Annotated in this window: 17 protein-coding genes; 4 read left to right on the forward strand and 13 right to left on the reverse strand. The window is 68.1% G+C overall.

Annotation, left to right across the window (positions count from 1 at the left end):
* Positions 1-56 precede the first annotated feature (56 nt).
* The 3 genes from C1Y63_RS03680 to aspS all read right to left on the reverse strand — a co-directional run bounded on the left by C1Y63_RS03680 (position 57) and on the right by aspS (position 5151).
* Complete coding sequence (locus tag C1Y63_RS03680; protein WP_233195568.1) at positions 57-1382, reverse strand: replication-associated recombination protein A; 1326 nt, start codon at positions 1380-1382, stop codon at positions 57-59.
* A gap of 156 nt (positions 1383-1538) precedes the next feature.
* Positions 1539-2801, reverse strand: coding sequence for a phosphotransferase (locus tag C1Y63_RS03685; protein WP_106015112.1), 1263 nt, complete (start codon positions 2799-2801; stop codon positions 1539-1541).
* Positions 2802-3345: 544 nt separating this feature from the next.
* Positions 3346-5151: an aspartate--tRNA ligase gene (gene aspS / locus C1Y63_RS03690; protein ID WP_106015113.1), complete on the reverse strand. Its 1806-nt coding sequence runs from the start codon at positions 5149-5151 to the stop codon at positions 3346-3348.
* 396 nt (positions 5152-5547) lie between these two features.
* Here aspS and C1Y63_RS03695 point away from each other — a divergent pair, with 396 nt between their 5' ends.
* Positions 5548-6450 carry a neutral zinc metallopeptidase gene (locus C1Y63_RS03695; RefSeq protein WP_106015114.1) on the forward strand — a complete coding sequence of 301 codons (903 nt, stop codon included), beginning with the start codon at positions 5548-5550 and terminating at the stop codon, positions 6448-6450.
* A 107-nt stretch (positions 6451-6557) separates the two neighbouring features.
* Here the strand turns inward: C1Y63_RS03695 and C1Y63_RS03700 are convergent, their stop codons facing one another.
* Complete coding sequence (locus tag C1Y63_RS03700) at positions 6558-7817, reverse strand: hypothetical protein (RefSeq protein ID WP_106015115.1); 1260 nt, start codon at positions 7815-7817, stop codon at positions 6558-6560.
* Positions 7814-11032, reverse strand: a complete 3219-nt coding sequence (locus C1Y63_RS03705; protein WP_106015116.1) for a DEAD/DEAH box helicase — start codon at positions 11030-11032, stop codon at positions 7814-7816. The genes C1Y63_RS03700 and C1Y63_RS03705 overlap by 4 nt, the downstream gene beginning before the upstream one ends.
* A 418-nt stretch (positions 11033-11450) precedes the next feature.
* On the opposite strand from C1Y63_RS03705, the gene C1Y63_RS03710 reads away from it, so the two are divergent.
* Positions 11451-12035, forward strand: coding sequence for a TetR/AcrR family transcriptional regulator (locus tag C1Y63_RS03710; protein ID WP_158256077.1), 585 nt, complete (start codon positions 11451-11453; stop codon positions 12033-12035).
* A gap of 293 nt (positions 12036-12328) precedes the next feature.
* Here C1Y63_RS03710 and C1Y63_RS03715 read toward each other — a convergent pair whose 3' ends face one another.
* From C1Y63_RS03715 to C1Y63_RS03725, 3 genes are all read right to left on the reverse strand, one after another.
* Positions 12329-12973 carry a hypothetical protein gene (locus tag C1Y63_RS03715; protein WP_106015118.1) on the reverse strand — a complete coding sequence of 215 codons (645 nt, stop codon included), beginning with the start codon at positions 12971-12973 and terminating at the stop codon, positions 12329-12331.
* 2 nt (positions 12974-12975) lie between these two features.
* A complete protein-coding gene (gene hisS, locus C1Y63_RS03720; RefSeq protein ID WP_106015119.1) occupies positions 12976-14283 on the reverse strand; it encodes a histidine--tRNA ligase in 1308 nt (435 codons plus the stop codon).
* A 138-nt stretch (positions 14284-14421) separates the two neighbouring features.
* Positions 14422-15072, reverse strand: a complete 651-nt coding sequence (locus tag C1Y63_RS03725) for an MBL fold metallo-hydrolase (protein ID WP_106015120.1) — start codon at positions 15070-15072, stop codon at positions 14422-14424.
* A 308-nt stretch (positions 15073-15380) separates the two neighbouring features.
* Between C1Y63_RS03725 and C1Y63_RS03730 the strand changes: the two genes are divergently transcribed.
* Together C1Y63_RS03730 and C1Y63_RS03735 are read left to right on the forward strand one after the other, a co-directional pair.
* Positions 15381-16226, forward strand: a complete 846-nt coding sequence (locus C1Y63_RS03730) for a peptidylprolyl isomerase (RefSeq protein WP_199189054.1) — start codon at positions 15381-15383, stop codon at positions 16224-16226.
* Positions 16227-16704: 478 nt separating this feature from the next.
* Positions 16705-17070, forward strand: a complete 366-nt coding sequence (locus C1Y63_RS03735; protein ID WP_106015121.1) for a hypothetical protein — start codon at positions 16705-16707, stop codon at positions 17068-17070.
* Positions 17071-17422: 352 nt separating this feature from the next.
* On the opposite strand, the gene C1Y63_RS03740 is transcribed toward C1Y63_RS03735, so the two are convergent.
* The 5 genes from C1Y63_RS03740 to secD all read right to left on the reverse strand — a co-directional run bounded on the left by C1Y63_RS03740 (position 17423) and on the right by secD (position 25810).
* Entirely contained in the window at positions 17423-19660 is a 2238-nt protein-coding gene (locus tag C1Y63_RS03740; RefSeq protein WP_106015122.1) for a bifunctional (p)ppGpp synthetase/guanosine-3',5'-bis(diphosphate) 3'-pyrophosphohydrolase, read from the reverse strand.
* 547 nt (positions 19661-20207) lie between these two features.
* Positions 20208-20804 (reverse strand): adenine phosphoribosyltransferase, encoded by a 597-nt coding sequence (locus C1Y63_RS03745; protein ID WP_106015123.1) that lies wholly within the window; start codon positions 20802-20804, stop codon positions 20208-20210.
* Positions 20801-22438, reverse strand: a complete 1638-nt coding sequence (locus C1Y63_RS03750; RefSeq protein ID WP_233195563.1) for an ABC transporter substrate-binding protein — start codon at positions 22436-22438, stop codon at positions 20801-20803. The genes C1Y63_RS03745 and C1Y63_RS03750 overlap by 4 nt, the downstream gene beginning before the upstream one ends.
* Positions 22439-22778: 340 nt before the next feature.
* Positions 22779-23888: a protein translocase subunit SecF gene (gene secF / locus C1Y63_RS03755; RefSeq protein WP_106015125.1), complete on the reverse strand. Its 1110-nt coding sequence runs from the start codon at positions 23886-23888 to the stop codon at positions 22779-22781.
* Between the two features lie 2 nt (positions 23889-23890).
* Positions 23891-25810, reverse strand: coding sequence for a protein translocase subunit SecD (gene secD / locus C1Y63_RS03760; RefSeq protein WP_369831014.1), 1920 nt, complete (start codon positions 25808-25810; stop codon positions 23891-23893).
* Positions 25811-26562 lie beyond the last annotated feature (752 nt).

The raw sequence follows: 26562 nt of genomic DNA on the forward strand, positions 1-26562 counted from the left end.
CGTGTTCCCAGCGACCGCGCCCGCGCCCCTGCCCCACCCCGGCGGCGTTGCGGGGTTTAGCCGCGGGCGCGGATGAGCCGCCGCAGACGGCCCAACCAGTCGGCGCGACCTTTTTCCTGCCCGTGTTCCGTCGGATAGTAGTAGACGGCGTCGTCGAGTCCTTCGGGAATGTAGCGCTGCGCGAGCACCCCGCGGGGGTCGTCGTGCGGGTAGCGGTAGCCGACCGCGTTGCCGAGCTTTTCTGCCCCGCTGTAGTGCCCGTCGCGCAGGTGGGCGGGCACGGGCGGGGTGTGCCCGGCCCGCACGTCCGCCAGTGCCGCATCAATGGCACGGATCACCGCGTTGGATTTCGGCGCGAGCGCGATGTGGATGGTGGCCTGCGCGAGCGCCAGCCGGGCTTCCGGCAGGCCGATCAACGCCACGGCCTGGGCGGCATTCGTCGCCGTCGTCAGCGCCGTGGGGTCGGCCATGCCGACGTCTTCGCTGGCGTGGATGACGAGCCGGCGGGCGATGAAGCGGGGGTCCTCCCCTGCGTCCAGCATGCGGGCCAGGTAGTGCAGGGCGGCGTCGACGTCGGAGCCGCGCATCGATTTGATGAACGCGGAGGTCACATCGTAGTGCTGGTCGCCGTCCCGGTCGTAGCGGACGGCCGCCTTGTCGATGCGGGCGGCGATGTCCTCGGCGGTAATCTCCGCCCCGGGGGCCGCGCCCTCGGTGATGGCGTCGAGGTAAGTCAACGCCCGGCGGGCGTCCCCGCCGGCCAGGCGGGTGAGCAGCGCGCGCGCCTCCTCGGTGAGGGTGACGGCGCCGCCGAGCCCCCGCTCGGAGGTCAACGCCCGGTCGATGACGGTGCGCAGGTTGTCATCGCTGAGCGATTCCAGCTGCACGACGAGACTGCGCGACAGCAGCGGGGACACGACCGCGAAGGAGGGGTTTTCGGTGGTGGCGGCCACGAGCAGCACGTCGCGGTTTTCCACCGCCGCGAGCAGCGCATCCTGCTGGGTTTTGCTAAACCGGTGCACCTCGTCGATGAACAGCACCGTGGATTCCCCGTGCCTGCGGGCGCGCCGCGCCTCGGCGATGACCTCCCGGACTTCCTTCACCCCTGAGGACAATGCCGACAAGGCGACGAAGTGATCGCCGGCCGCCTGGGAGATGAGGGAGGCCAGGGTGGTTTTCCCCGTCCCGGGCGGCCCGTAGAGCACGACACTCGCCGCGCCGTGGCCTTCCACCAGCCGCCGCAGCGGCATCCCCGGCCCCAGGATGTGGTCCTGGCCGACCACCTCGTCGAGGCTGCGGGGCCGCATCCGGGTCGCCAGCGGGGCGTGCGCCCCCGGGTGGAAGTAGGCCTCGTTGGCCTCCCGGGGCGGCTGCCCCGGCAGGTCGAATAGTCCCTCGCCACCAGCCACGAGTTGTCTCCTTCCGGCGCACCCTCACGCCACGGCCGCCGCCACGGATACTCCCCGGGGGCGGGTCTACCCCATCCAAGTCAGGGCCGGGCGGCCCGGGGGCGGCCCTGACGGGGAGATGAACAGTGCTTATTCGGCGGGCGCGAGGGCCGCCAGGCGGTCACAGATGGTGCTGGCGAACTCCTCCACCGCCTCGAAACGGGGGTCTCCGCCGCGGGCGGCCATGCGCCGCATCGCGTGGAAGGTTTCCAGCAGATCCCGGCGAGCCGCACCGCCGTTTTTCAGAATGGACTGCAGGCTGCCGCCGGCGAGAATATCGTAGTCGTCGTCGACGATCCCGAGCCGCAGGGCTTCCTGCTCCGGGGTGGGGGTGTCATCGGCGCCTGCCTCCTCGTGGTGCTCGGCGGCGACCTGGGTGGCCAGCTGGTTCATCGACCCGTAGTAGATGTACGTCACGCTGGCGAGCGCCCAGCCGATCATCGCGGTGATGATGCGGGCCCGCAGCCGCACCGGGTTGCCCACGTTCGGCCAGACCGACTCCACCTCATGCACCCAGGCGGCGATGAACGCGTCAGCTTCCTCATCGCCAATCGGGCCCGTGAGCAGGAACTGCGGGAAGCCGGCCACCACGCACGCCACATCGAAGGTGGCATCCCGGAAGCCCGCCCACTCATAGTCGAGGAACTGGCAGCCCGAGGCGTAGAGCACATTATCCGGGGAGAGGTCGAAGGGGCTGAATGCTCGGTGCTGGCCGCGCAGCAGCCGCCGCTTGGCATCGGTGGCGAAATCCACCACGGTCGGCACCAGCGGCACTCCCGCCCGCGCCAACAACGCCATTCCCTGATCGATCGCCACCAACAGGCTCTCATCGCGGGAGGCGTGCACCTCCCGGGTCGCCGGGTAGCGGCCCAGCATGCGGGTCAGCAGGATGGAGAAGTGCTCCTCCCGGTCCGCGGTGCCGGCGTGCATCCGCCCAATCGCGTGCCCGAGGCTGCGCAGAATCTGCAGGCGGGCCGCCTCATCCGAGTAGGACAACAGCTCCTCGAGGGTGTCCCCCTCGCCCGCGTCGGAGATCACCAGCAGCCGGTGGTCAATGTCGTAGCCGAGCAGCACCGGGCCCGGGCGGACGTCCTCCGGCAGGGAGTTGGTGAACTGGTAGGCCACCACCTCGCGGATGAGGGACGCGTCGTCGAACTCGTCGCCGGTGGCGGGCGAGTACTTGAGCACCACGGTACGGGCCTGCAGGAAGGGCTGCGGGGCGACCTTGGCGCGCAGCACGATCGAGGAGCCGCTGCCGGACAGGGCCACCGCGTCGCTGAGCACCTGGGTGCCGCCGAAGCGTTCACTGAGCAGCTGAGAACCCAACTGGAGGATGTCTTCGTGGGTGAACAACGTGTGCACTCCTTGCGTGGTGCGTGTCGAACTTCCTCCCCCACGATCCAGGCTGAGCGACAGGCACGCACAGGGCCTGTGGCTGGACACCACCGGCAAGGCCAGCGGCCACCACCGTGGTGCGTGCTGTGTGCCGGCGGCCCAGAGCGTGCCAAGTCCTGCTGCCCGTGCCCGCAGCCGCAGGCCGAGGCACCAAGGGGGATGAATGAAAGAACGACAGGGGGAAGAAAAAGGGGAAAAAAGATGAAAGAAAAAAGCGGAACAAAAAGATAAGGACGCCGTGCGCTGCGGGCCTGCCGCATGGTGCGGGAGGGCCCGGGCCGTCGTGTCCCCCACTCTAGGTGACAACCACGAGCGTGGGGCGGCACACCACATTGGGGATTGCTGTGAATCCTGCGGCCTGCAGGCGATGTGACGGGCGGGTAGCTGCGCCCAGCGAAAAGCCCCACGGGGTGGCGTTGCACTCCCGCAGGGCCCACAGGTGTCCCCTCACGCCACCTGCCCTGCGGATCGCAGGCACAGGTGACGAAAGGTGGGCTGCGCGTTAGGCCTTGGCGGCCTTGTCGGCGTCAGCCTTCTTCTTCGGCTTGGCGTCGATGCCGGATTCCTTGCGCTGCTCCGGGGTGATCTCCGCGGGGGCGTCGGTGAGCGGGTCCACGCCGCCACCGGACTTCGGGAAGGCGATGACGTCGCGGATGGAGTCGAAGCCGCCCAGCAGGCTGACGATGCGGTCCCAGCCGAAGGCGATGCCGCCGTGCGGCGGGGCGCCGAAGGCAAAGGCGTCGAGGAGGAAGCCGAACTTCTCCTGGGCCTCAGCCTCGTCGATGCCCATGACGTTGAAGACACGCTCCTGGACGTCGCGGCGGTGGATACGGATGGAACCGCCGCCGATCTCGTTGCCGTTGCAGACAATGTCGTAGGCGTAGGCCAGCGCGGAGCCCGGGTCGGTGTCGAAGGTGTCGAGCGACTCCGGCTTCGGGGAGGTGAAGGCGTGGTGAACGGCAGTCCACTTCGAGTGGCCGAGCGCCACGTCACCGGAGGCGGTGGCGTCCGCGGAAGGCTCGAACATCGGGGCGTCGACGACCCAGGTGAAGGCCCAGTCGCCGTCCTTGATGAGGCCCAGCTTGTTGGCGATTTCCCCGCGGGCCGCGCCCAGCAGGGCGCGGGAGGACTTCGTGTCGCCCGCGGCGAAGAAGATGCAGTCGCCCGGCTTCGCGCCGACGTGGGCGGCGATACCGGCGCGCTCCTCGTCGGTGATGTTCTTCGCCACCGGGCCGGCGAGCTCGCCGTCCTCGCCGACGAGGATGTAGGCCAGGCCCTTCGCGCCGCGCTGCTTCGCCCACTCCTGCCACGCATCGAGCTGGCGGCGCGGCTGGGACGCGCCCCCCTCCATGACGACGGCGCCGACGTACTCGTTCTGGAACACGCGGAAGCTGGTGTTCTTGAAGAACTCGGTGCACTCGGTGATGGTGATGTCGAAACGCAGGTCCGGCTTATCGGAGCCGTAAAGGCGCATCGCATCGGCGTAGGTCATGCGCGGGATCGGGGTGGTGATCTCGTAGCCGATGAGCTCCCACAGGGCACGCAGGATCTGCTCCGCGAGGTCGATGACGTCCTCTTGGTCGACGAAGCTCATCTCCACATCGAGCTGGGTGAACTCCGGCTGGCGGTCCGCACGGAAATCCTCATCGCGGTAGCAGCGCGCGATCTGGTAGTAGCGCTCCATGCCGGCAACCATGAGCAGCTGCTTGAACAGCTGCGGGGACTGCGGCAGGGCGTAGAACGTGCCCGGCTTCAGGCGCGCCGGCACGAGGAAGTCGCGCGCACCTTCCGGCGTCGAGCGCGTGAGGGTGGGGGTTTCGATCTCGGTGAAGCCGTTCGCATCGAGCACGCGGCGGGCCGCCTGGTTGGCGCGGGAGCGCAGGCGCAGCGCCTCACCCTGGCGGGGGCGGCGCAGGTCCAGGTAGCGGTACTTCAGGCGGGCTTCCTCGCCCACCTCTCCGCCGTGATCGTCTTCGATCTGGAACGGCAGCGGCGCGGACTCGTTGAGCACCTCGAGGTCGGTGACGTTGACCTCCACGTCGCCGGACGGCAGGTTCGGGTTCTCGGAGCCTTCGGGGCGGAGCTCCACCACACCGGTGACCTTGATGCAGAACTCGCTGCGCAGGTGGTGGGCACGCTCGGCAACCTCGCTATTGCGGAAGACCACCTGGGCAACCCCGGAGCGGTCACGCAGGTCAATAAAAATCACGCCACCGTGGTCGCGGCGGCGGGAAACCCAACCGGTCAGGGTAACGGTCTGGCCGGCGGTGTCTTTCCTCAAGTCACCCGCAAGATGAGTGCGCAGCACGTCGATCGTGTCCTTTCACGCATGTGAGACAAAAGTAGTTTTCTTGATGTCATCACCGAGCCGTTCCCGTGGGGTCCTGCCCGGGCCGAAAATGCTGACGCACCTGCAGTCCCCGCGCAGCAGTCAACGCACAGGCTCGGTTCCCCGGGTCGCCGCCGGGGAAGACAATGTTAGACAGTGTACCCCCGACGCTTGCTCTCCCCTACCGCCGGCCACCTCCTGCCCCGCCCGACACACCTGGGGCGGGCGCATCCGTGGGGGTGCCGACACCCGGGGCTGGGCGCCTGCCAGGGTGGCCGGCGCTCCTTCAGCTCCCCATGGCGCGCGGGTGGGACGTGCGGGGATTCGCCTGCTCGCTATAGCAGCATCGCCGCTGGCATGTGGCACAATCGACCCATGACTTTTCGCGGTGATGTTGAACGTGGTGCGCCCCGTGCGCGGCGTGCCGGCGGTGGCGGCGGTGGCCGCATCGCGGTCGGTGGCGGCGTCGGCACCTTGTTGTTGGTGGGTTTGTTTTTGTTGATGGGTGGCAACCCGAACGAACTGGGGTCGCTGCTGGGCAGTGACCCGGGCGCGCAACAGCAGCAGTTGCCCAGCGGGGAGCAAAGCCAGACGTTGGATCATTGTCAGACTGGCGAGGACGCGAACCGGTACACGGATTGCCGGTTGGAGTTCACCGCGAAGAGCCTGGACGAGGTGTGGCGGAAGGTGCTGCCGGCGCAGGCGGACATTGCCTACACCGAGCCGGGTTTGTCGATTTTTAGCGGCCAGGCGCAGACGGGCTGTGGTGTGGCGTCCTCGCAGACGGGCCCGTTCTACTGCCCCACGGATCAGACGGCGTACTTCGATACGGACTTCTTCACCATGCTGGAGCAGTTGGGCGGCAAGGATTCGCCCTTGGCGCAGGAGTATGTGGTGGCCCACGAGTTTGGCCACCACATCCAGCAGCTGGAGGGCACGCTGGGGTTGAGTAACTACAACCAGCCTGGTGAGGATTCCAATGCGGTGCGCATTGAGCTGCAGGCCGATTGTTATGCGGGCCTGTGGGCGCATTATGCGGATAAGGGCCAGGATGCGTTTTTGGAGCCGATTACCCAGGATCAGGTGCGCGATGCGGTGACCGCGGCGCGTGCGGTGGGTGACGATAATATTCAGACGCGTTCGGGTGGCCGGGTGCGCCCGGATATGTTTACCCATGGTTCTTCGGAGCAGCGGCAGCAGGCGTTCCTCGCGGGCTACTCCACGGGCCAGATGAGCACCTGCGACACCTTGGAGCGTGGCGGCTACCGCACCAGTTAAGGCGGATAGTCACCCGTCGCGCGCAGCACACCCCGGCCGCACCAGTCACGTATGGTGCCGCCGGGGTGTGGTGTCTTTGGGGCACAGTTGGGTGTGGGTGGTGCGACTTAGCCGGAACTGGGAAACAGTGTGGTGGCCATGGTGGCGCGGCGGGCGTCTTCGTCGCGGTGGCAGCACCAGTCGCAGTTGTCTGCCCCGCTGGTGTACCAGTGGCAGCAGCTGGTCCGGTAGTACGCGAGCCGCACACACTGCGGGGCGTCGGGGTCGCTGCCCGCAGAGCTCGCCTCGTCGGCTTCGGTGGCCGCACTGAGGAGCATCTCGGCGCTTTCCTGCGACTGGACTCGACTGTCGGCGAGGACCTCGACGCCGCAGCTGACGCCCGCGCAGTCAGGGTGCGTATCTGAGTGTGGGGGCGCCTGGCGCAGCAGTTCCACCCAGCCGCCACGGGCGAGCCCGGGGTCGGCGGCAGCCAGGCCGGCAGCAGTGGCAAAAGCATCACTGGCTGCCAGGAGGTCTTTGCGCACAAGGTTGCGCAGCATGCCGCACACTGCGGTCATGGTGTTGGCCACCAGGTTGGCGCGGGAGACCCCCGTGGTGGAAAACGCGGCGATGAGCGGCTCCATGGTAGCCAGGAGCACGCGCCCCAACTCCTGCACGGAATCTGGCGCAGCGGGCGTCTCCTGCTGCCGCCTCCCCACCACGGCATCCTCAGAGGAGTCTCCACCCGGGGTTCGGCGACTGGCGTCGCCGCCGGCGCGGGTCCTGCGGGCTGCAGCCACCGTGGCGGCCATCCGCGCCCGTGTCCGATGGGCATCGCACGCAGGCTCGCCGGCGGTGGTGAACAGTGCGCTCGTCGCACCCCGGGTGATGAGCACGGCAGTGCCCGGCGCGCCCACGAGTGCGGGGAGGTCCCCGCCGAGGACCCAGCTGCCCGCAAGCAGGCATGCCACCCGGTGTGCGAGCCGCTGGTAGGCCAGGGAGCCTGCCTGGCGTGTACGGACGTCGTAGGCGGCGGCGAAGGCATCGACGATGGCCTGTGCGCCGTCGGGGGTGGTGAGCATGTCGAGGGGCACGAGGATGGGGTCGTCTCCTGCCGCGCGGAGGTGTTCCACGGTGCGGGCGACGGGCGCGTCGGCTGCGTGGCTGTGTGCGGCCCACGCGTCGTGTGCCGCGCTCCCCTGGCCGACCGTGCCGTGGGTGGCGGCGTGCTCCCCGCGGTGGGCGGCGTGGTCGGTCGGCGTATCTTGCGGGTCCACCGTGGTGTAGCGGTATTGAAAGGAGGCCGCGCGCAGGATGCGGTACACCCCCGCACCCGAGGTGTGCTCCTCGCCCGGTGTGCCGGGGGCGGGCGCGTGTGGGGTGGTCACGGGGTGTTCTCCTCGGGGGGTGCCGGGGTGGACTGCGGTGCGGTGTGGTGCGTTTCTGCGGGCGCGGTGTCTGCTGGTGCCTCTGCGCCCGGCGTCCCTTCTGCGTTGTGTGGGCGCCCGGTCGTCCCCGCGCTCTTTGGTGTGTCCGTGTGCGTATTCCCGAGGGGTGCCGCGGCTACACCGGCAGGCGCGGGCACGTCGCCGAATTCGGTGGCGATCGGGGCTGCGGCGTCGAAGCCCAGGCGGGCGCGTTCCTCGGCGATGATGGTGGCGGCGAGTGCCGGTTCGGTGATGTCGACAGCGTCGGGGGTGCTGCTCGTGACCTCACTGCGGCGGGCGTAGGAGTCGAAGGTGGCGCGTTTGGGGGCGAGGATCTCTAGCATGCGTTCGTCGACAGTGTCGGCGCCAATAAGCCGGTGCACGTGGACCTTGCGGGTTTGCCCCATCCGGAAGGCGCGGGCGATGGCTTGGTCTTCGATAGTGGGTTTGACCTGTGGTTCGGCGAGCACGATGACGCTGGCGGCCTGGATGTTGAGCCCCACACCGCCGGCGGTGATCTGGGCGAGGAGGACCGCGCCGGCGGGGGCGGCGCCGAGTGCGTCGACCATCTCTTGGCGCTGTGGGGCGCTCACGCTGCCGGTGATGGTGCCGACGACGCGGTCGCCGAGGTAGTGCTGGAGGACGTCGAGGACGTCGAGGAAGTAGGTGAAGACGATGACTTTGCGGTCGGCGGACTCGGCTTCCTCCACGATGTCGAGGATGCGTTCCACCTTGGCGGGCATGCTCGGCGCTGGGGCCGCGGCGGGGCGCCCGGCCGCAGCATGACCCGGGTCCTGCTCCACTGCTGCCCCTTCTGGGTCGTCGAGGCGGTCGGGGTCGTCTGGCGCGGTGTCCTGCGGGGGTTGCCAGCCGGCGAGAAACGCCGCCCGGCGCATCGCCATCCAGCTCCCGGAGGCGACCGCCTCCCGGTAGGCGGCCTCGTCGCCTGCGGTGAGTTCGACGATGTCGTCTTCCTCGAGTTTCTCGGGCAGCTCGTCGAGCACATCCACCTGGTTGCGGCGCAGGTACGCCGGGGCGATGGCGCGGGCGAAGGCCATCGCCCCCATCTGCGTCGCGCCCCGGCCCAGCAACTCGGGCTGCACGTAGCGGATGAGGGTGGTGAACTCCTCCACCCGGTTCTCCAGGGGCGTGCCGGTGAGCAGCAGGGCGTAGTCGACCTGGTCGATGAGCGCGGCAACCGCCTGGGAGCGGCGGGCGGTGGGGTTTTTCACCAGGTGGGCTTCGTCGACGATGAGGGTTTCCGCCGCGCTGAGGTCGAGGGCGCGGGCCCCTTCGAAGGTGCACACGAGGAACCCACCCTGGTTCACCCACTGCGCGCGGCTGGCTTCCTTGTCCGGCCCGTGGGCTTTCACCGCCGGCAGGGTGGAGAATTTCGCCAATTCTCGCATCCAGTTGAGCACCACGCTGGCGGGGCAGACGACGACGATGTGGCTGGCTCCCGCATCAGCGGCGGCGAGGTGCGCCGCCCAGGCGATGGCCTGGATGGTTTTGCCCAGGCCCATCTCGTCCCCGAGGACGGTTTTGCGGCGCACCACCGCGAATTTCGCGCCGAATGCCTGGTAGCCACGCAGGAACGTGTCCGGGGTGAGATAGTCGCGCAGCAGGGTGAGGTTCCGGATGGCGGCGATGGTGTCCGGGTCGGTGAACCCCACATGTTCGGCGTCGAGGCGCAGCAGGTCGGCGAGCAAGCTCTGGTAGCGGGCCGGTGCCCGAAGGTAGTCCTCCCACACGTCCGGGCCCGGGTCCAGCACGCGAGCGGCGGCAAAGATCGCCGGGTCCGCCTGCGCCCACTGCAGGTCGTCGACTAATTGGTCGATGGGGTCGTGCGCGCCTGCGTTCTCGGCGAAGGCCAGCCAGCGGCGCTGCCCGAGCCGATCGCCCGCGCCTAAGGTGGCGGCGGTGGGCAGCGCGCGGGCACACCCGGCCAGGCGCTGCACCCGGGCGGTGTCCTGCGGCTGCTGGGCGAGGACCTGCCCGTAGCGGTGCAGAATGCCGACGAGTTCGACGGCGTGGGGGCTGGGCTCGTGGCCGATGCGGGTGGCGTGGCGGGCGGCGGCCTCCGCGCGCAAGCTCTGCGCGGCGGCTTTCATGCGGCGGGCGGTCGCCTCCCCGATGCCGTTGACCCGGGTGAGGTCCTCCACCCGGGCGGCGAGCACCTGCGCCACGGTCGTGATACCCACGGCGTCCAGGCCGCTAAAGCGCAGGCGCTGGCTAGTGGCGTCTTTGAGCTTCTCCACGGGCATCTGCGCCAGCAGCACCTCCACCCGTTCCTGCGTGAGGGCCTGCAGGGCGGTCTCTGCGGCGGCCCGCAGGCGCACCACACTGTTGGGGTCGGCATCCCAGGCGCGCACCGCAGCCACAAGTGCATCAAGCTGGTCCGCGTCAATCCAGCGGAACTCCGCGTCCCGGCAATCCGCAGCCGCAAGCACCCGCTGCCGGGCGGTCGCCACGAACTCCTCCGGCACCCGCGGGTCCCCCTCCCACAGGGCGACCCCGGTGGATTCCTGCAGGGCGACCGCCGACTGGAACAGCTGCTGGGAGGCCTGGAAAGACTGGTAGGCCCCGTCGCGTAGTTGGAGGAACACCTCCCGCAAGGCTTGGGCCTCTGCAAGCGCTTCGGCCGGCGGGGGCGAAAACAGCGCCCGCACCCGGCTGACGAGAGCCTTCGCCGCGAGCGTGCGGCGCGCCGGCAAACCGGCCAGCAGGTGTTGGACGTCGACGAGCGCCTGGCGGGACTGCGCGTCCGCGGCGAGCAGGAAACCAGCGTAGGTATCGCGCGCCCACTCAATGCTGCCCGGGTCGACGAGCGTGATGACGGGAAGCTCGGCGGGGGCCTGTTCCGCCTGCGCGGCGGCAGCACTCGCGGATACCTGAGTCGCGTCCTGCCCGCCCGGGGCGTGCGCACCGGCAGCATCCACGTCCCCCGGGAAGTCGGCAGCGGTGGCGGCCGGCACCGCCGCGCCAGCCTCGGCGTCGGCGGGCGCGGCAGGCGGCTGAGCCGAGGCGTAGGGCAGACGCACCACGGTGTGCAGCAGCGGCGGCTGCTCACTGTGGGCGATTGCGTACACCATGTGGTTCGCGCTCGTGAGCACCGGCATGTAGAAATCGGCAGCCTCAATAATGGTCTGTAGCTCCGCGCGGCTCAGGGCAGTCATGGCAGACATTCTGCCACCGCCGACCCCGCACCCGGCCCCCGCCTGCGCGCCGCGCGTCAGACCAACCCTTAGCGCCCGCCGGTGCGCCCGGTTCCGGCCCGAACCACGTGCCGTGCCGCGCGGAATGCCTGGGGGCTGTGGGACGGCCGGGGAGCGTGAGCGTCAGGGTGGGTGGTGGACTCGGCAGGAGTGCGCGAGTGTGTGCGCTATGATGTCTGGCGAGTGTGCGAGCACCTGTCTACGACTCCGCAAGGCGTGCCCGCACCACAGGCCGCACAAGCACCTTCAAAAGTGCTGTTGAGCGGGGCAAACAGGGGGATGATTCCGGGGGCGGGGATGATTTGGACTTCGTCCACCCACACACTAAAGTGGATTTGCATCTATCATTTCTCGAGTTTTCACAGAAAGATCTCCGACTGTGCGCTCCGACGCCCTAGCACGCCGCGAACGAATCATCACGGCCGCGTGTGAACTGTTTTCGACCAACGCCCACAACGTCAGCCTCGACACCGTCGCTGAGCGGGCCCAGGTCGGCATCGCGACCCTGTACCGCAACTTCCCCGACCGCACCGCCCTCCTCGTGGCGTGCGGCGGCCGATTCTTCGCCGAGGCCCAGCAGCTGCAGGACGACGTCCTGAAGTACTTCCACACCAACCCGGAGCACTGGTGGTACACCTACGTCGACGGCCTGGTGAACATGGGCGTCTCCATCCTCGTGTCCTCCTTCGCACCCGACGATCTGTCGACCCTGCCGGCGGAGGTCGCCGACGCACGCGCGCTGGCATCGAGCAAGGGCGAAAAGATCATCGCCATGGCCAAGGATGCCGGCCTGGTGCACAAGGACGTGCACCACAACACCTTCATCGTCGGGCTCATCACCGTGACCCGTCCCCCGGTGCCGGGCATCGTCGCCCTGGAGCCGAACATCACCCACAACCTCGTGGACCTGTTCCTCTCCGGGCTCAAGCACGGCAGCATGCGCGGCCTGCGCTACCCGGACTAAGCCGCACCACAACCACTGCGGCCACGTTCGTCGCATACTCCCCCGCCCGGCACACCAGCTGCGTGTGCCGGGCGGTGGTGTTCCTCCAGCCGCCACACCCAAGCCCCACAGCGCACCCGTGGACCCCATCACGCGGGCATCCCCCGCCCACCCCAAGTCGGGTACGGCACGCAGCACCCAGAGCACAGACACACACACGCGCCGCAGAGGATCCCTCAGGGATGTCTGCGGCGCGTGTGGTGCATGGCGGGTCACCCAAGCGGCAGGGCTGGTGCTGGTAGGCCCCAGCCGGGCTACCACATGAGCACAGAGTTCCCCCGGTCGTCCACGCAGGTGAGCACGATGTTGCCCTGCTCCGAGCAGCTAAACATCGCATCCTCGGCGCGCACGGGCTTCACCGTGGCGAAGTGGACGTTATCGGCGGGATCCTCGCCCTTGAGTGCTGCCTCGGACACCACTGTGGCGTTCGCGCACCCAAACTCAGGCGATGCGCCCACATAGTGGATGCCATAGGCGTCCCCCGTGGAGCACACCTCCACCTCGGTGCCGAGGATGTCGACGAGGCTGCCGATCTCCAGCCGCTCGTGCGGCAGGCGGGCCGCAGTATCCGGGTCGTAGTCGTCGCCGCCCCAGAACTTGCCTTCCCGGCTCGCGACCTGGGGGACTTCCGTCGTCACGACCAGCGGCGGCGGGGTGGTCGGGGTGGTGGTGTCCTCCGCCTCACTCGTCGGCGCTGCCGTGGTGGACGCCGGTGCGCTCACCACGGTCGAGGAGGTGACGGTGGGGGCCACGCCCGCCAGCACGCTGCTCGTCGGATCGGCGGCATCATCCGACTGCCCGCAGGCGACGAGGGCTGCGGCGGTGATCAGTGCTGCGGCGGCCGCGGCTGCGGGGCGCGCCGCACCGCGCGCCCACAGGCAAACGGCTGCTGCCCGCATGATTAGTGGCCCTCCTGAGTGGCATCCTGTGCCGCACCCAGGGCGGCCGCGATGAAGCCGACGGCCTCCGCGCGGGGCACGGAGTGCTGCTCCCGGGTGCGCATGTTCTTCACGACGACCTCGCCGGCGGCGAGCTCCGCCTCCCCGAGCACGAGCGCCAGCGTCGCACCCGAGCGGTCCGCGCCCTTCATCGCGCCCTTGAGGCCGCGATCGCCGAAGCTCATGTCGGCGGCAATACCGGCGCGGCGCAGCTCGGCGACGAGCAACGCCATCGCCGACTTCGCTTCCGCACCCAGGGGCACACCGAAGACGTCGACGCGGGCGGCCGTATCCAGGGCAATCCCCTCGGCCTCCATCGCGAGCAGCACCCGGTCGATACCGATGCCGAAGCCGATGCCCGACAGCTCCTGCCCACCGAGCTGCGCCATGAGCCCGTCATAGCGGCCACCGCCGCCAATACCGCTCTGCGCGCCCAGACCGTCGTGGACGAACTCGAAACACGTCTTGGTGTAGTAATCGAGGCCGCGCACCAGGCGCGGGTTGACGACATACGACACCCCCATGTCGTCCAACAGCCCCGTCACGGTCTCAAAGTGGCTGCGGCACGCATCATCCAGGTAATCCAGCATCAGCGGCGCATCCGCGGTCATCTCCTTGACCTCCGGGCGCTTATCGTCCAGCACGCGCAGCGGGTTGATCTCCGCGCGCGCCCGGGTCTCCTCATCCAACGGCAGGGAGAACAGGAATTCCTGCAGCTTCGCCCGGTACTCGGGGCGGCAGTTGCTATCGCCCAGGCTGGTGAGCTCCAGGCGGTAATCCTTCAGGCCCGCCGCACGATAGCAGGCGTCCGCCAGGGCGATGACCTCGGCGTCGAGCGCCGGGTCATCCACACCGATGGCCTCCACGCCAACCTGCTGCAGCTGGCGGTAGCGGCCCGCCTGGGGGCGCTCGTAACGGAAGAAGGGGCCCGCGTACACCAGCTTCACGGGCAGCTGCCCGCGATCCAGGTTGTGCTCGATCACGGCACGCATGACGCCCGCGGTGCCCTCCGGGCGCAGGGTGACACTGCGGCCACCGCGGTCGGCGAAGGTGTACATCTCCTTGCTCACCACATCCGTCGACTCGCCCACGCCGCGGGCAAACAGGCCAGTCTCCTCGAACACGGGCAGCTCAATGTGCTGGAACCCATAGGTGCGGGCCGTCGCCGTGAACAGGTCCCGAATGTGCTGGAACATGGGCGAGGTCGGCGGCACATAGTCCGGCACGCCCTTCGGGGCAGCAAACGGGTGGATCTTCTTCTGGTCAGTCATGGTTAGGAAGTCTAACCGCTCAGCACCCTCCCCGCGGCCCCGCGGCCCCGCCGCCGGAGGACCGCCAGGCATATCCTCTGCGGTCCGGCTCGCGGGGCGGGTTCCCGGGGGCGCACATCGCAGTGCGAAGAAGCAGTGTTAGGCGATCGCGTCCGGGTCGCGCAGGTAAGGGTTGGTGCGGCGCTCCGCGCGCATGCTGGTCGCCGGGCCGTGGCCGGGCAGCACGCCCAAGGAGTCGTCCAGGGTGAGGACCTGTTCCTTGAGGCTGCGCACCATCTCCTGCGGGCTGGAATCGGCGAGATCGGTGCGCCCGATAGAACCGGCGAAGAGCACGTCCCCAGAGAACACCACTTCGTCGCCAACGAGCAGCACGCAGCCCGGGGAGTGGCCGGGGGCGTGGCGGACTTCGCACTGCATGCCCACCAGGTCGATGACATCGCCATGGTTGAGCGGCTCGAGGTTCTGCAGCGGCGCCATGTCGGCGGCGTTGAAGGCGCGGGCCGTCTCAGCACTGGTGCCCTCACCGGGCTGCTCCACCATGAACTTATCTGCCGGGTGGAGGTAGACCGGCAGCCCGTAGCGCGCCGCAATCTCGCCCGCATCCCGGGTGTGGTCAATGTGCCCGTGGGTGAGGACAACGCGCTCGACGGTGAAATCATGCTCGGAGCTAAGGCGAGCGACCATCTCGGCGGCCCCGAGACCGGGGTCGATGACGGCGGCGCGGCCGCCGTTAACGAGGACGTAACAGTTGGTCTGGTAGGGGCCCAGGGGCGCGTAAAACATCTCCATAGCCGCCCATCCTAGGTGCCTGCCGCCGGGCGGTGGGGTGGGCGAGGCCGGAGACACTGCACTAAGATGTCTGCGTACCTGCGCCACCACCCCGGTGGCCACCCGGGAGAACCCCGCTGCTCCAGGGCGGGGATCGCGCCACACGCACGCAGCCCTTGCGGGCAGCGATGTGGTTGCGTCAACCCCTCCCAGCTGACCCCCGCAGCAGCCGCCAGATACGCACCGGCACATCCGGCGCGTGGTGGTCACACGCGCTGCGGTGGTGTCAGCGCCCACCGTAGAACAACGCACCAAGCAAAGAAGAGACTGTGTCGAACAACAGCCCGCGCCTCGACGAGGCCATGAAGAAGCTCGATGGTGAGCTCAAACGCCGCGACCGCGCCGAGAAGGCCAAGCCGCTGAGCGTGGCCCTGGCCGCCCTCGTCGTCCTCGGCGTGATCACCGGCGGTATCTGGTTCGCCGCCACCCGCGGCGGCGACGATGCCGACACCCAGGCAGCCGCCTCCTCCACGGAGATCACCCCCGACTACCCGATGCTGAAGACCTCCCTGGACACCCCGCTCCCGGAGACCGTCAGCTGCGAGTACTCCAGCGACGGCCTGGAGGCCGCCAAGCAGGTGAGCCTGCCGCCGACCACCGGTGTGCCGACCACCGGCGCAGTGACGCTGACGCTGAAGACCAACGACGGCGACATCCCGATGGTGCTCGATCGTTCCGTCTCGCCGTGCACGGTCAACGCCATCACCCACATGGCCAAGGAGAAGTACTACGACAACACCGTGTGCCACCGCATCACCACCCAGGGCATCCACGTCCTGCAGTGCGGTGACCCGACCGGCACCGGCACGGGCGGCCCCGGCTTCTCCTTTGCCGACGAGTTCCCCGTCAACGACGAGTCGCAGAACACCGGCACCCCGGTGACCTACCCGCGCGGCTCCATCGCCATGGCGAACTCCGGCGCCAACACCAACGGCTCCCAGTTCTTCCTCAACTACGGCACCTCCCCGCTGCCGGCGAACTACACCTACTTCGGTGAGGTCGGCGAGGAAGGCCTGAAGACCCTCGACACCATCGCCGCCCGCGGCGCTGAAGGCGGCGTGAGCGATGGGGCTCCCGCCGAGACTGTCACCATTGAGCAGGCGACCGTCTCCTAAGAGCCACACTCCCTCCCCCACACCCCGCACGCACCCCGCCCCGGCAGCCTCGCTGCAGGGCAGCGATGGCGCGTCGCGGGGTGTTGGCGTCTCAGGCTCCCAGATGCGCGACACCCACCGCGAAGCGAAGTGTACGCAAGCCTCACTCACCCGCTCAGGGGTACCCGGCAGCGTGATGTCAGACACAAATGACAGGCCTGTCAGTCCACCGGAGAGAACCTAAGAACGCCATAACCAACTCTCAGCAAAATCTTAAGTGAGAGTGTCACCCAAGGACACGGGGCCAAAACCCCTGCTCACAGCCCACAGCAGATTCCCAGTAACTTTTCGGCCACCACCAACGATGCACCTGGTGGATGCAACCTCTGGCAGCACAGCTGCGGCACCACACCCCGTGGAACGATGTTGCAATCTGGGCGAAAGACGTTAGTCTGGAGTCCACTCTGAACGCACCGACCTTGTGTAAAGGACGTAACTCATGAAGTTCCGTAAGTCTCTCGTCGCGGCCGCCGCGGCTCTGTCCATGTCCGCCGGTATCGTCACCGCTGCTCCGGCTCTCGCCGCTGACGACTCCTCCGCTTCCAGCTCCGAGTCCTTCGGCATCACCGAGGCCCTGGGCTCCTACGATCCGTCCCTCGAGGAGTCCTTCACCTGCTTCGAGGACCGTGACAAGGACGGCTTCAAGGAAGAGTACAAGTGCGTCCGCCCCGTCCCGAAGGGCAAGCAGTTCGTCCAGAACATGAAGGACATCATCGCCCTCATCGGCACCATCGGCTCCCTGTTCGCAGCCGTGATGACCCTCACCAACAACGCTGACAAGCTCTCCAAGGCTTTCGCTCGCTAAGACTCCCCGGCGGCGTCCACGCCGCCCGGAGCACGTCCGTGCGCGTTCACGGACAGCGGCTTTCCCTGTGCCCGCAGCAGCCCCTGGTTTTCCAGGTGGCGCTGCGGGCACAGGTGTTTTGTGCGGCCTGTGTGTCCCCGGGCCGCTACTCCCCTTGTTTCAAGCTCTCACGCTGTCTGCGCCGCGCGTCGCTGACGCCGCACGACGGCGGCGTCCCAGGATCGGCGCCGTCATGTACAACGCCCGCAGCGAGAGCACCCCTCGTGTCGGGTGTGCGCCCTCGCTGCGGGCGTTGGTGGCGGCTCACGGGCAGAGATAGCCCGCTGCGGTGCCGCGTCGGGTTGAGGCGCCGCTAGTTGGGGTTGACGCGGTAGACGTCGAACACGCCCTCAATGTTGCGTAGCTGCGTCATGAGCGCGCCCAGTTGCTTCGTATCCGACACCTGGAAAGTGAACTGCGACACCGCAACCCGATCGTCGCTCGACTGGGAACTCATCGACGTCACCGCCACCTTCTGCTCATTCATCACCCGGGTGAGCTCAAAGAGCAGTCCCTGGCGGTCCAGTGCCTCCAACTGCAGGGTGGCGCTGAAGACACTGCCTGCACCCTCCCGGGCCCACTCCACCTGGATGAGGCGCTCGGGTTCCTGCTTGAGCTTGGCGGCGTTCGTGCAGTCCGCCCGGTGCACGCTCACCCCGCCGCCGCGGGTGACGAAACCGAAGATCTCGTCCCCAGGTACCGGCTGGCAGCAGCGCGCCATCTTGGCCAGCACATCCGGGGAGCCCTGCACGAGCACCCCCACCGCGTCCGCGTCCTTCGTCTCCCGGGAGCCGGTGACCAACTCCGCGAGCGGCGTGCGCGCCGCCAGAGCGTCCTCCGCGTCGTCCTTGGTGCCGAACATGGCCATGAGCCGGCCCGCCACATTCGCCGCGGACACACTACCCTCACCGATGGCGGTGTACAGCGCGTCGACGTCAGCGTAGTTAAGGTCGCTCGCGACCTGCTTCATCGACTGGGTGGTAAATAGCCGGTGCAGCGGCAACCCGCCGCGCTGCACTTCCTGGGCCAACTGATCCCGGCCCAGCTCCAGGGATTCCTCCCGGCGTTCCTTGGCGAACCACTGGCGGATCTTCGCCTTCGCCCGCGGGGACACCACGAACTTCTGCCAGTCGCGACTCGGGCCGGCAGCCGGGTCCTTGGAGGTAAAAATCTCCACCCGGTCGCCGCTTTTCAGGGTCGACTCCAACGCCACCAGCTTGCCGTTCACCTTCGCCCCGATACAGCGGTGGCCGACCTCGGTGTGGACGGCGTAGGCGAAATCCACCGGGGTGGACCCCGTCGGCAGATTCACCACATCCCCCTTCGGGGTGAAGGCGAAAATCTGCTGGCTCGTCAGGTCGTAGCGCAGCGAATCGAGGAACTCGTTCGGATCGGCGGCCTCCTTCTGCCAGTCCAGCAGCTGCCGCATCCACGCCATCTGGTCGACTTCGGCCTTATCCCCGGAGTGACTGCCCTTGGTCTCCTTGTAACGCCAGTGGGCGGCGATGCCGAACTCCGCGTTGTAGTGCATCTCGTGGGTGCGGACCTGCACCTCCAGGGGCTTGCCCCCGGGCCCCATGACCGTGGTGTGCAGCGACTGGTACACCCCGAAGCGGGGGGCGGAAATATAGTCCTTGAAACGCCCCGGCATCGCCGGGTACAGGGAGTGCACCGCACCGATGGCGGCGTAGCAGTCGTTGACGCTGTCGACGAGCACCCGGATGCCCACGAGGTCGAAGATTTCCTCAAAGTCGCGGCCCCGGACAATCATCTTCTGGTAGATCGACCAGTAGTGCTTCGGCCGACCCATCACATCCGCAGAGATGTGGTTGTCTTTCATCGTCTGCGACACCGAGGCGATGATTTCCTGCAGGTAGCGGTCCCGGGAGGGCGCCCGGTCGGCGACGAGGCGGACGATCTCGTGGTACTTCTTCGGGTACAGGATCGCGAAGGAAAGATCCTCCAGCTCCCACTTGATGGAGGCCATGCCCAGGCGGTGCGCCAGGGGGGCGATGACCTCCAACGTCTGGCGGGCTTTCTTCGCCTGCTTCTCCGGGGGCAGAAACCGCATCGTGCGCATGTTGTGCAAGCGGTCCGCGACCTTGATGACGAGCACCCGCGGGTCCTGGCTCATCGCCACAATCATCTTGCGGATCGTCTCCGCCTCCGCGGCCGCGCCCAACGCCACCTTGTCGAGCTTCGTCACCCCATCGACGAGGCGGGCGACCTCCGCCCCGAAGTCCCGGGTCAAATCATCCAGGGAGTAGTCGGTGTCCTCCACCGTGTCGTGCAACAATGCCGCGACCAGGGTGGTGGTATCCATACCGATTTCCGCGGCGATCGTCGCCACCGCCAGCGGGTGCGTGATGTAGGGGTCGCCGGACTTGCGGTACACGCCCTCATGGAGTTTCTCCGCCGTGTGGTAGGCGCGCTGCAGCACCTCGACGTCGGCTTTGGGGTGGATCTTCTTGTGGATCGCCACCAGGGGATCCAGCACCGGGTCCACCTTCACGCGCGACCCGGTCAGGCTGCGCGCCAGGCGGGCAGACATGCTGAGCACAGTCGCCTGGCTACGAGTGTTGGGAGTGCTATTCACGCTCTTCTACCTCCGGGGGTGCCCAGGTCACACGGCCACCCCCGTCGAGAGCGACTCTCGGCGACGGTGGCGCGCACGCCGGGCTGGGCTAACGCTTGTGGTGCATCCAGCCCCAGTGACAACGCGTCGGCGCAGATACGCCACGCAACACAGCAACACAGCCTGCTACACGGGTACCTGCCGTGCTGCGCACTGTGGCCAACTCCCCCGCCACGCCGAGACCGCGCCCGGATGGGGCAGGCCTCACGCAGCACAAGGAGGGATACACGGTGGTGATGAAGTTGTTCGATGTGCTCCCCCACCCCACGATTCACGGGGTGGGAAGTTCCCCACTGTACCGTCACCGCCACAGGCTTGTGGCTGCAGGGCGATTGGTCGCGATGGCCGAACGCTGTGCACGGCGTGGGGCGAAGAATCAAGGGTATGGAAGGACAACACGCGCCACCCGGTCCGAGGAACACCCCGTGTGGGGTGCGCGCACCAGGTAGCGCGTGTGTCACGCCTATTCAGGCGGGAAGGGTGCGGTCACCGAGTCCGTACCGTGGGCGACGACCACGAGCGGCACGTCCGCCAGCTTGGCGCGGCCGCCAAGAGATGCGACCTCGAGGACCACGGCGTGGCCGGTGACGACGCCGCCGCAGCGCTCAATGAGGGAACGCGCCGCCACCAGCGTGCCGCCGGTCGCAAGCACGTCATCGATGAGGACGACCTTCTTGCCGGCCACATCAATAGCATCGCGGGGAATCTCCAGGGCGGCGGTGCCGTACTCCAGCTCGTAGGTCTGCGACACCACCGGCGGCGGCAGCTTGCCCGCCTTCCGGATCGCCAGCACGCCGACGCCCAGCCGGTACGCCACCGCGGAGCCCAGCAGGAAGCCACGGGCATCCAAGCCGCCAATCATGTCGGCGCCCATGCGCTGCGCGGCATCCGCCAACTCGTCAACGATGAGGCGGAACGCCTCCGCGTTGGCCAGCACCGGGGTGAGGTCCTCGAAGAGGATGCCGGGGGCAGGGAAATCCGGCACCAGCCTCACGTGGTGTGCGAGCGCGTCACGCGCGGATCCCTGCGCGGGTGCTGCTGTGTCTCCAGGGGCTGTCATTGCGGGTTCTCCTGCCAACGATCCATGTTCCAACCAATGCCCGCCGATGCGGTGTTAACAACCACGTTACCGACCTGCCGGTCGATAACAAACGTGCGGGGCTGGGCGCACAACGGCACCGTGGGCACCTCCTCCCACAAGGTCACTTCGGCGGCGCGCACCCCCTCCACATCGGTGGGGTCCACGTCCGCACCCGGGTACTGCAGCAGCGGGTCCATGCCGACGAGGACGGCGTCCAACGCGCCCGGCAGCACATTGACCCCACCCCACGGGGTGGGCACCTGCCGGTGCAGCTGGGACACCGACCCGCCGACGTCGTGGGCGTCGACGATGTCAATGCCGGCCTGCGCGCAGCTGGCGCGCATGGCCTCCACCATGGCGGCCTTGCGGGGGTCGGGCCCCATGTAGCCAATGTGGATCTGCTGGCCGGCGAGCGCGCTCGCGCGCTCCACATCGATGCCCAGGTGTGCCTCGGCGATGTCCCGCGTCTGGTCGTTGAGCGGGTCCCCATAGGGCAACAGTCGGGTCGCCAGCGGCGGGGTCTCCACCCCCGCCATGGAGGAGGACACCGCGGCAATCGCCGGCTGGTCAATGCAGGCCGCGAACGCTTGGCGCGCCTCCGGGGAGGCCAGCACCCCATCGTTGCTCAACACGAGTTCCTCGATGAGCTCACCGGCGCCGAAGGAGACATCGAAATGATTGGTGGGGTCGTTGCGGTCCACCCAGTCCACCGTCGGCACGCCGATGAGGTCGGCGATCTCCACGGAGCCGGTGGCGTTTTTCGCCGCCAGGTCCGTCGACTTCGGCCACACCACGATCTCGGCGACCTCGGCGGGATCCCCCGCCCAGGATTCGTTGCGCACGAGCACCACGCCGCCGTCCTCCCGGACACTGTCGATGCGGTAGGGGCCGTAGGACACCTGCATCTCCGGGCGGAATTCGCTCAGCCGGAAACCTTCGTCCCACTGGGTGGCGATCGCCTGCAACGCCTCGTCATCCATGCCCGCCAACGCGGCCGACCAGGCCTCCGGGGTGATAGCGGCAGCCTGCTGGATCGTGTGGCTGGGCAGCACCGTGCCCGCGGAGAACAGCTGGCGCCAGCGGTCGCCAAGCCCCTCCTTGAACAGCACGGAGAAGTCCTTCGAGCCGGGCACGCAGTCCACCTGGTCGACCTGCTCGGCGAGAGGAATATGGGAGGGGAAAATGTCCTGCCGCTGGCCGGCCACCACCGCGAGGTGGAAGTCGTCACAGGTCACCGGCACCCCGTCGGAGTAGCGGGCCTGCTCGTGGATGCGGTACAGGATCTTCTTCTGCCGCCCCGGCACCGCCTGCGCGGCCACGAGATCCGTGTTGGGAATCATCTGCCCCTTCGGGCCGGCGACGAACGCCGCCGGATACACCCGGGCCACCACGTAGTCGGCGTGGTCGCTCACCCCCACCGTGGAGCCGGCGTTACTGGTGCGCAGCTCACTGCCGACGGCGTAGCCGAAGTGATCCGGCGGCGGGGGCGGGGGCGCGTCCTCCCCACCGCAGGCGGCAAGCACCGCGCCGGCCGCGAGGACGGCGAGCGCGGTGCGCGCGCCTGGCCACACCCCGCGTCGCTTCTGCGGGCGGTGGGGGGAGGAAGATGTCAACGCGAGCACTCCTTGGACGACAACACTGGGCACACACCTGCCCGCCACACACCAGCACCACCCTGGGCAGGCCCAGGGTAGGCAGGGTGGGACGGCAGACAACGAAACCCTCATTATAGGGCCCGCAGGCCCAAAAACCTCCCCCGAGTAACTCGACCACCCACCTGCTGCGTGCCGGCGGCACGCGCCCCATGACTCCCCTGTCCCCTGCCATCGACCACCGTGGCCGGCGCCCCCGCAGCTTTTCCCGTGAGACACAGACACCGCCGCCCCGTGAAGCCTTGCTGAGAAAACAAGCAGACTCGCGGGGCGGCGGTGGATGCGTGGATTGTGCGACGGGCTAACTGCGCCCAGGCCGCCACGTCGTCGAGGTGGCCGGCGCGTCGACGCCAGCGCCATCCAGAGAAACCGTGCGACGCGGCGCGGATTCCTCCGCGGCGAACAGGGCCTCGTCCTCGGCGACGCCCTCGGCGCGGGCCTTTTCGATGCGCTCGGTGTGCTCCTTGACCTTCTTTTCCCGGGACTTCAGGGAGACCAGGATCGGGGTGGCCAAGAACACCGAGGAGAAGGTGCCCTCGACGACGCCGATGAGCTGCACCAGCGCCAGGTCCTTGAGGGTACCAACGCCCATGAGCCACACGGCCACAACCATGAGCGCGGCGATCGGCAGCGCGGAAATCACCGTCGTCGCCACGGAACGCATGACCGTCTGGTTGACCGCCAGGTTCGCCTGCTCCGCGTAGGTGCGGTTGGTGAACTCCCAGCCGGCCGTATTCTCCTTGACCTTGTCGAACACGACGACCGTGTCGTAGAGGGAGAACGCCAGCACGGTGAGCAAACCAATGACGGTGGCGGGGGTGACCTCAAAACCGATGAGGGCGTAGACACCGGCGACGACGATGCCGTCGACCGCCAGGCCGGCGATCGCGGCGATCGCCATGTCGCGCTCAAAGCGGACGGTGATGTAGCCGAAGATCAGCACGAGGAACACGCCGAGCGACAGCAGCATGCGGTTGGTGATCGTCGAACCCCAGGACTCGGACACGGTGGAGTCACCGATCGCGTCCGGGGAGGGCACATCATTGGACCCGACGGGCTTGAAGGCGTCGAAGAGGGCCTGGCGGGCCTCGTCAATCTGGTCCTGGGTGAGGCGCTGGGAGTTGATCTCCATGAGGCGGGCGTCACCCGAGCCCACGATCTGGGTGAGTGAGGGCTCCACGCCGGTGGCGTCCTCAAAGACCTGGGTCACCTGGGCAGGCTCCAGGTCGCCTGCGGGCATGTTCATCTTGGTGCCGCCCTGGAAGTCGATGCCGAGGGTGAAGCCCTTCAGCGCGATGCCCAGGATGCACACCAGCAGCACGCCGGCGGTAATCGAGTACCAGGTGCGGCGGCGGCCGACGAAGTCGAGACCACCCTCACCGGTGAACAGTTTCTGCACAGTCGAAGCCATGACTACTTCTCCTCCTCATTCGCGGGCGCGTCCGTCACAGCGGGCACGCTCGCGGCGGCGGGGGCCTGCTTGGTCGCCGGCTGGGCCGGCTCGTGGTCGTGGTCGCCAGCCAAGTACTCGCCGCGGGCGCGACGCTCGGCGGCGACCTTCATCACGGAACCCAGGCCGTTGAGCGCGGGCTTGGAGAACACCGGCTTCCGGGATGCGAGCACCACCAGCGGGGCGGTCACCAGGAAGGTGATGACCAGGTCGAAGATGGTGGTCAGCCCCAGGGTGAAGGCGAAGCCCTTGACGTCGCCGACGGCCAGCACGTAGAGCACCACGGCCGCGATGAGGGACACCAGGTTACCGGAGATAATGGTGTGCTTCGCACGGTCCCACGCACGCGGCACCGCGGAGCGGAACGTGCGGCCCTCGCGCACCTCGTCCTTGATGCGCTCGTAGAACACCACGAAGGAGTCGGCGGTCGTACCGATACCGATGATGAGGCCGGCGACGCCGGCCAGATCGAGGGAGTAGCCAATCCAGCGGCCCAGCAGCACCAGCGCGCCGTAAATCAGCGAACCGGAGGTGAACAGGCTGAGCACGGCCAGCACACCGAACACCCGGTAGTAGGCCAGGGCGAAGAGGCTGACGAGCACCAGGCCGACGATACCGGCGATGAGGCCCGCCTTCAAGGAGGCGAAGCCCAGGGTCGCGGGGATGGTGGTGGCGGTGCCACCACGCTCACCGTTCTCGCCGGCGAAGCTCAGCGGCAGCGCACCGTAGCGCAGGTTGTTGGCCAGCTCCGTGGCCTCCTGCTGGGTGAACTGGCCGGTAATGGACGTGCCGGAACCCGTCGGGGTCGGCGACTGGATGACAGGTGCGGAAATCACCTCGGAGTCCAGGGTGATGGCGATCTGGCGGTTGAGGTACTCGCTGGTCACCTGGTACCAGGTGGCGCCACCTTCGTCACCGGAGCCGGACTTGAAGGAGAAGTTGATCTCCATCTGGCCGGTCTGCGGGTTCAGCCCGCCGGAGATCGGACGGTTGGTGTCGATCTCGTTACCGGTCAGGCGCTTGCCCTCGACCGGGTCGGTCTGCCCGACGAGCAGCGGCACCGCATCCAGCACGTACTTGCCCACACCGTTGGCGTCACACGCCACGAGCGGCTTCGCCGGGTCGTCAGTGCCCGCAATCGGGTCCGGGCCCTCGCCGCACTGCAGCAGCGCCGCGGCGGCGAGCTGGGTGGTGGCGTCATCGGACTGGCGGTCAGCACGCAGAATCTCGGTGATCTTCTGACGACGCTCGGTCGCCTCAATCGAGTTCGCAGCGGCGGCCGGCGCCTCGGCGCTCAGCTTCGGCCCCGCAGGCGCCTCCGCGGCGTCCTTGGCGGCGTCCTTGGCTTCCTCGCCCTCAGCGACCGCCTCGACGGCGCTGACAGACTGGGCCATGGAATCCAGGGCCGCCTGCGCGGCCTCCGGGGCGATAATGCCGGCAGCCACCCACCGGTTCGCCATTTCCTCGGTGACCTTGAGCAAGCTCGACTCGTCCGGCACACCCGGCTCCGCGACCGGGCGGAACAGCAGCTGGGAGGTCTGACCCAAGGCACGGGCCTGGGACGTGTCCTCACCGGGGACAGTGATCACCAGGGTGTCACCGTCGGTCTTGACCTCCGCGCCGGAGACACCCATGCCATTGACACGGTTCTCCAAGATCTCGCGGGCCTTCGACAGCTGCTCCGGGGTGGGCTTCTGTCCCTGCGGAACCAGGGTGACACGGGTGCCGCCCTGCAAATCAATACCCAGCTTCGGCGTGGCGGAACGCGTCCCCGTGAAGAACACGAGGGCGTAAATCACCGCCAACATGAGCACAAACAGCGCGAGCGCGCGCTGCGGCCAGGTGGCCGTTCCCACGCGGCCGCGTGATGGTTTAGGTGCCACTGAAAACAATTCTCCTCACTTGGCCGTGGCACCGCACCTCCCCCACTCATCACCCCGCGGCGGCTCAAAGGCAGCACGCCCGCAGGCACGCATCAACAGTGCGCCCCACTGCGGGGAGACAACGCTTCCCCCGCGCACACTGCGCCACGGGGAAGACGAGGAAGGTACGTAGTGCACGGCACGACGCAAAACACTTGACGACCGCCCGCGGGCTGATGGGCACCACGCACGCGGTGCCCGCACCCACACAGGTTGCAGCTGCGGTGACTGCCACTGGCTCCTCCGGCGCACCACGGGAAAACACCAGGTCCTCCCGCGCGGGGCACCGCAAGGGCACAGTGGCAGCACACGCATGACCACACGCCCCATCGCGGGCGCCAGGCACACACGACCGCACAGAATCCAGGACCAGTCCTAGACCTTGCGGCCGCGCACGCACCCGGCGTGGAGTCATCCCTGCCCATCTCCACGCTTGAGGCGCAGGAAGAGCAGCAGGGTGACCACCATGAACCATCGACAGGGGGCGGCGTCATACCAAAGCTTCATCGTAGAACACCACCGGTGTTTTTCATGCACCCACCCCGATGGAGTGTGGCGAACCTAATGGAAGGTCACCATGGACCGCATGCCCCGCTACCCCACCACGTGCCGTCACTGCAGACACAAAAAACTCGCCCCGCTGCCACCGTCAGGGGCACCAGGGCGAGGGCACACGGGCGCACAGACGTCAGGCCAACGCACCATGCAGGCAG

Origin of the sequence: Corynebacterium sp. 13CS0277 (assembly GCF_002994655.1) — a bacterium.
Classification (GTDB): domain Bacteria; phylum Actinomycetota; class Actinomycetes; order Mycobacteriales; family Mycobacteriaceae; genus Corynebacterium.

Bases quoted from the DNA above. Each gene is read 5' to 3' on its own strand.
- C1Y63_RS03725 (WP_106015120.1), bottom strand. From the start codon at position 15,072: ATGGAGATGTTTTACGCGCCCCTGGGCCCCTACCAGACCAACTGTTAC.
- C1Y63_RS03705 (WP_106015116.1), bottom strand. From the start codon at position 11,032: ATGACTGCCCTGAGCCGCGCGGAGCTACAGACCATTATTGAGGCTGCC.
- C1Y63_RS03740 (WP_106015122.1), bottom strand. From the start codon at position 19,660: ATGTCTGCCCGCCTGGCGCGCAGCCTGACCGGGTCGCGCGTGAAGGTG.
- C1Y63_RS03695 (WP_106015114.1), top strand. From the start codon at position 5,548: ATGACTTTTCGCGGTGATGTTGAACGTGGTGCGCCCCGTGCGCGGCGT.
- secF (WP_106015125.1), bottom strand. From the start codon at position 23,888: ATGGCTTCGACTGTGCAGAAACTGTTCACCGGTGAGGGTGGTCTCGAC.
- hisS (WP_106015119.1), bottom strand. From the start codon at position 14,283: ATGACTGACCAGAAGAAGATCCACCCGTTTGCTGCCCCGAAGGGCGTG.
- C1Y63_RS03745 (WP_106015123.1), bottom strand. From the start codon at position 20,804: ATGACAGCCCCTGGAGACACAGCAGCACCCGCGCAGGGATCCGCGCGT.
- C1Y63_RS03735 (WP_106015121.1), top strand. From the start codon at position 16,705: ATGAAGTTCCGTAAGTCTCTCGTCGCGGCCGCCGCGGCTCTGTCCATG.
- C1Y63_RS03715 (WP_106015118.1), bottom strand. From the start codon at position 12,973: ATGCGGGCAGCAGCCGTTTGCCTGTGGGCGCGCGGTGCGGCGCGCCCC.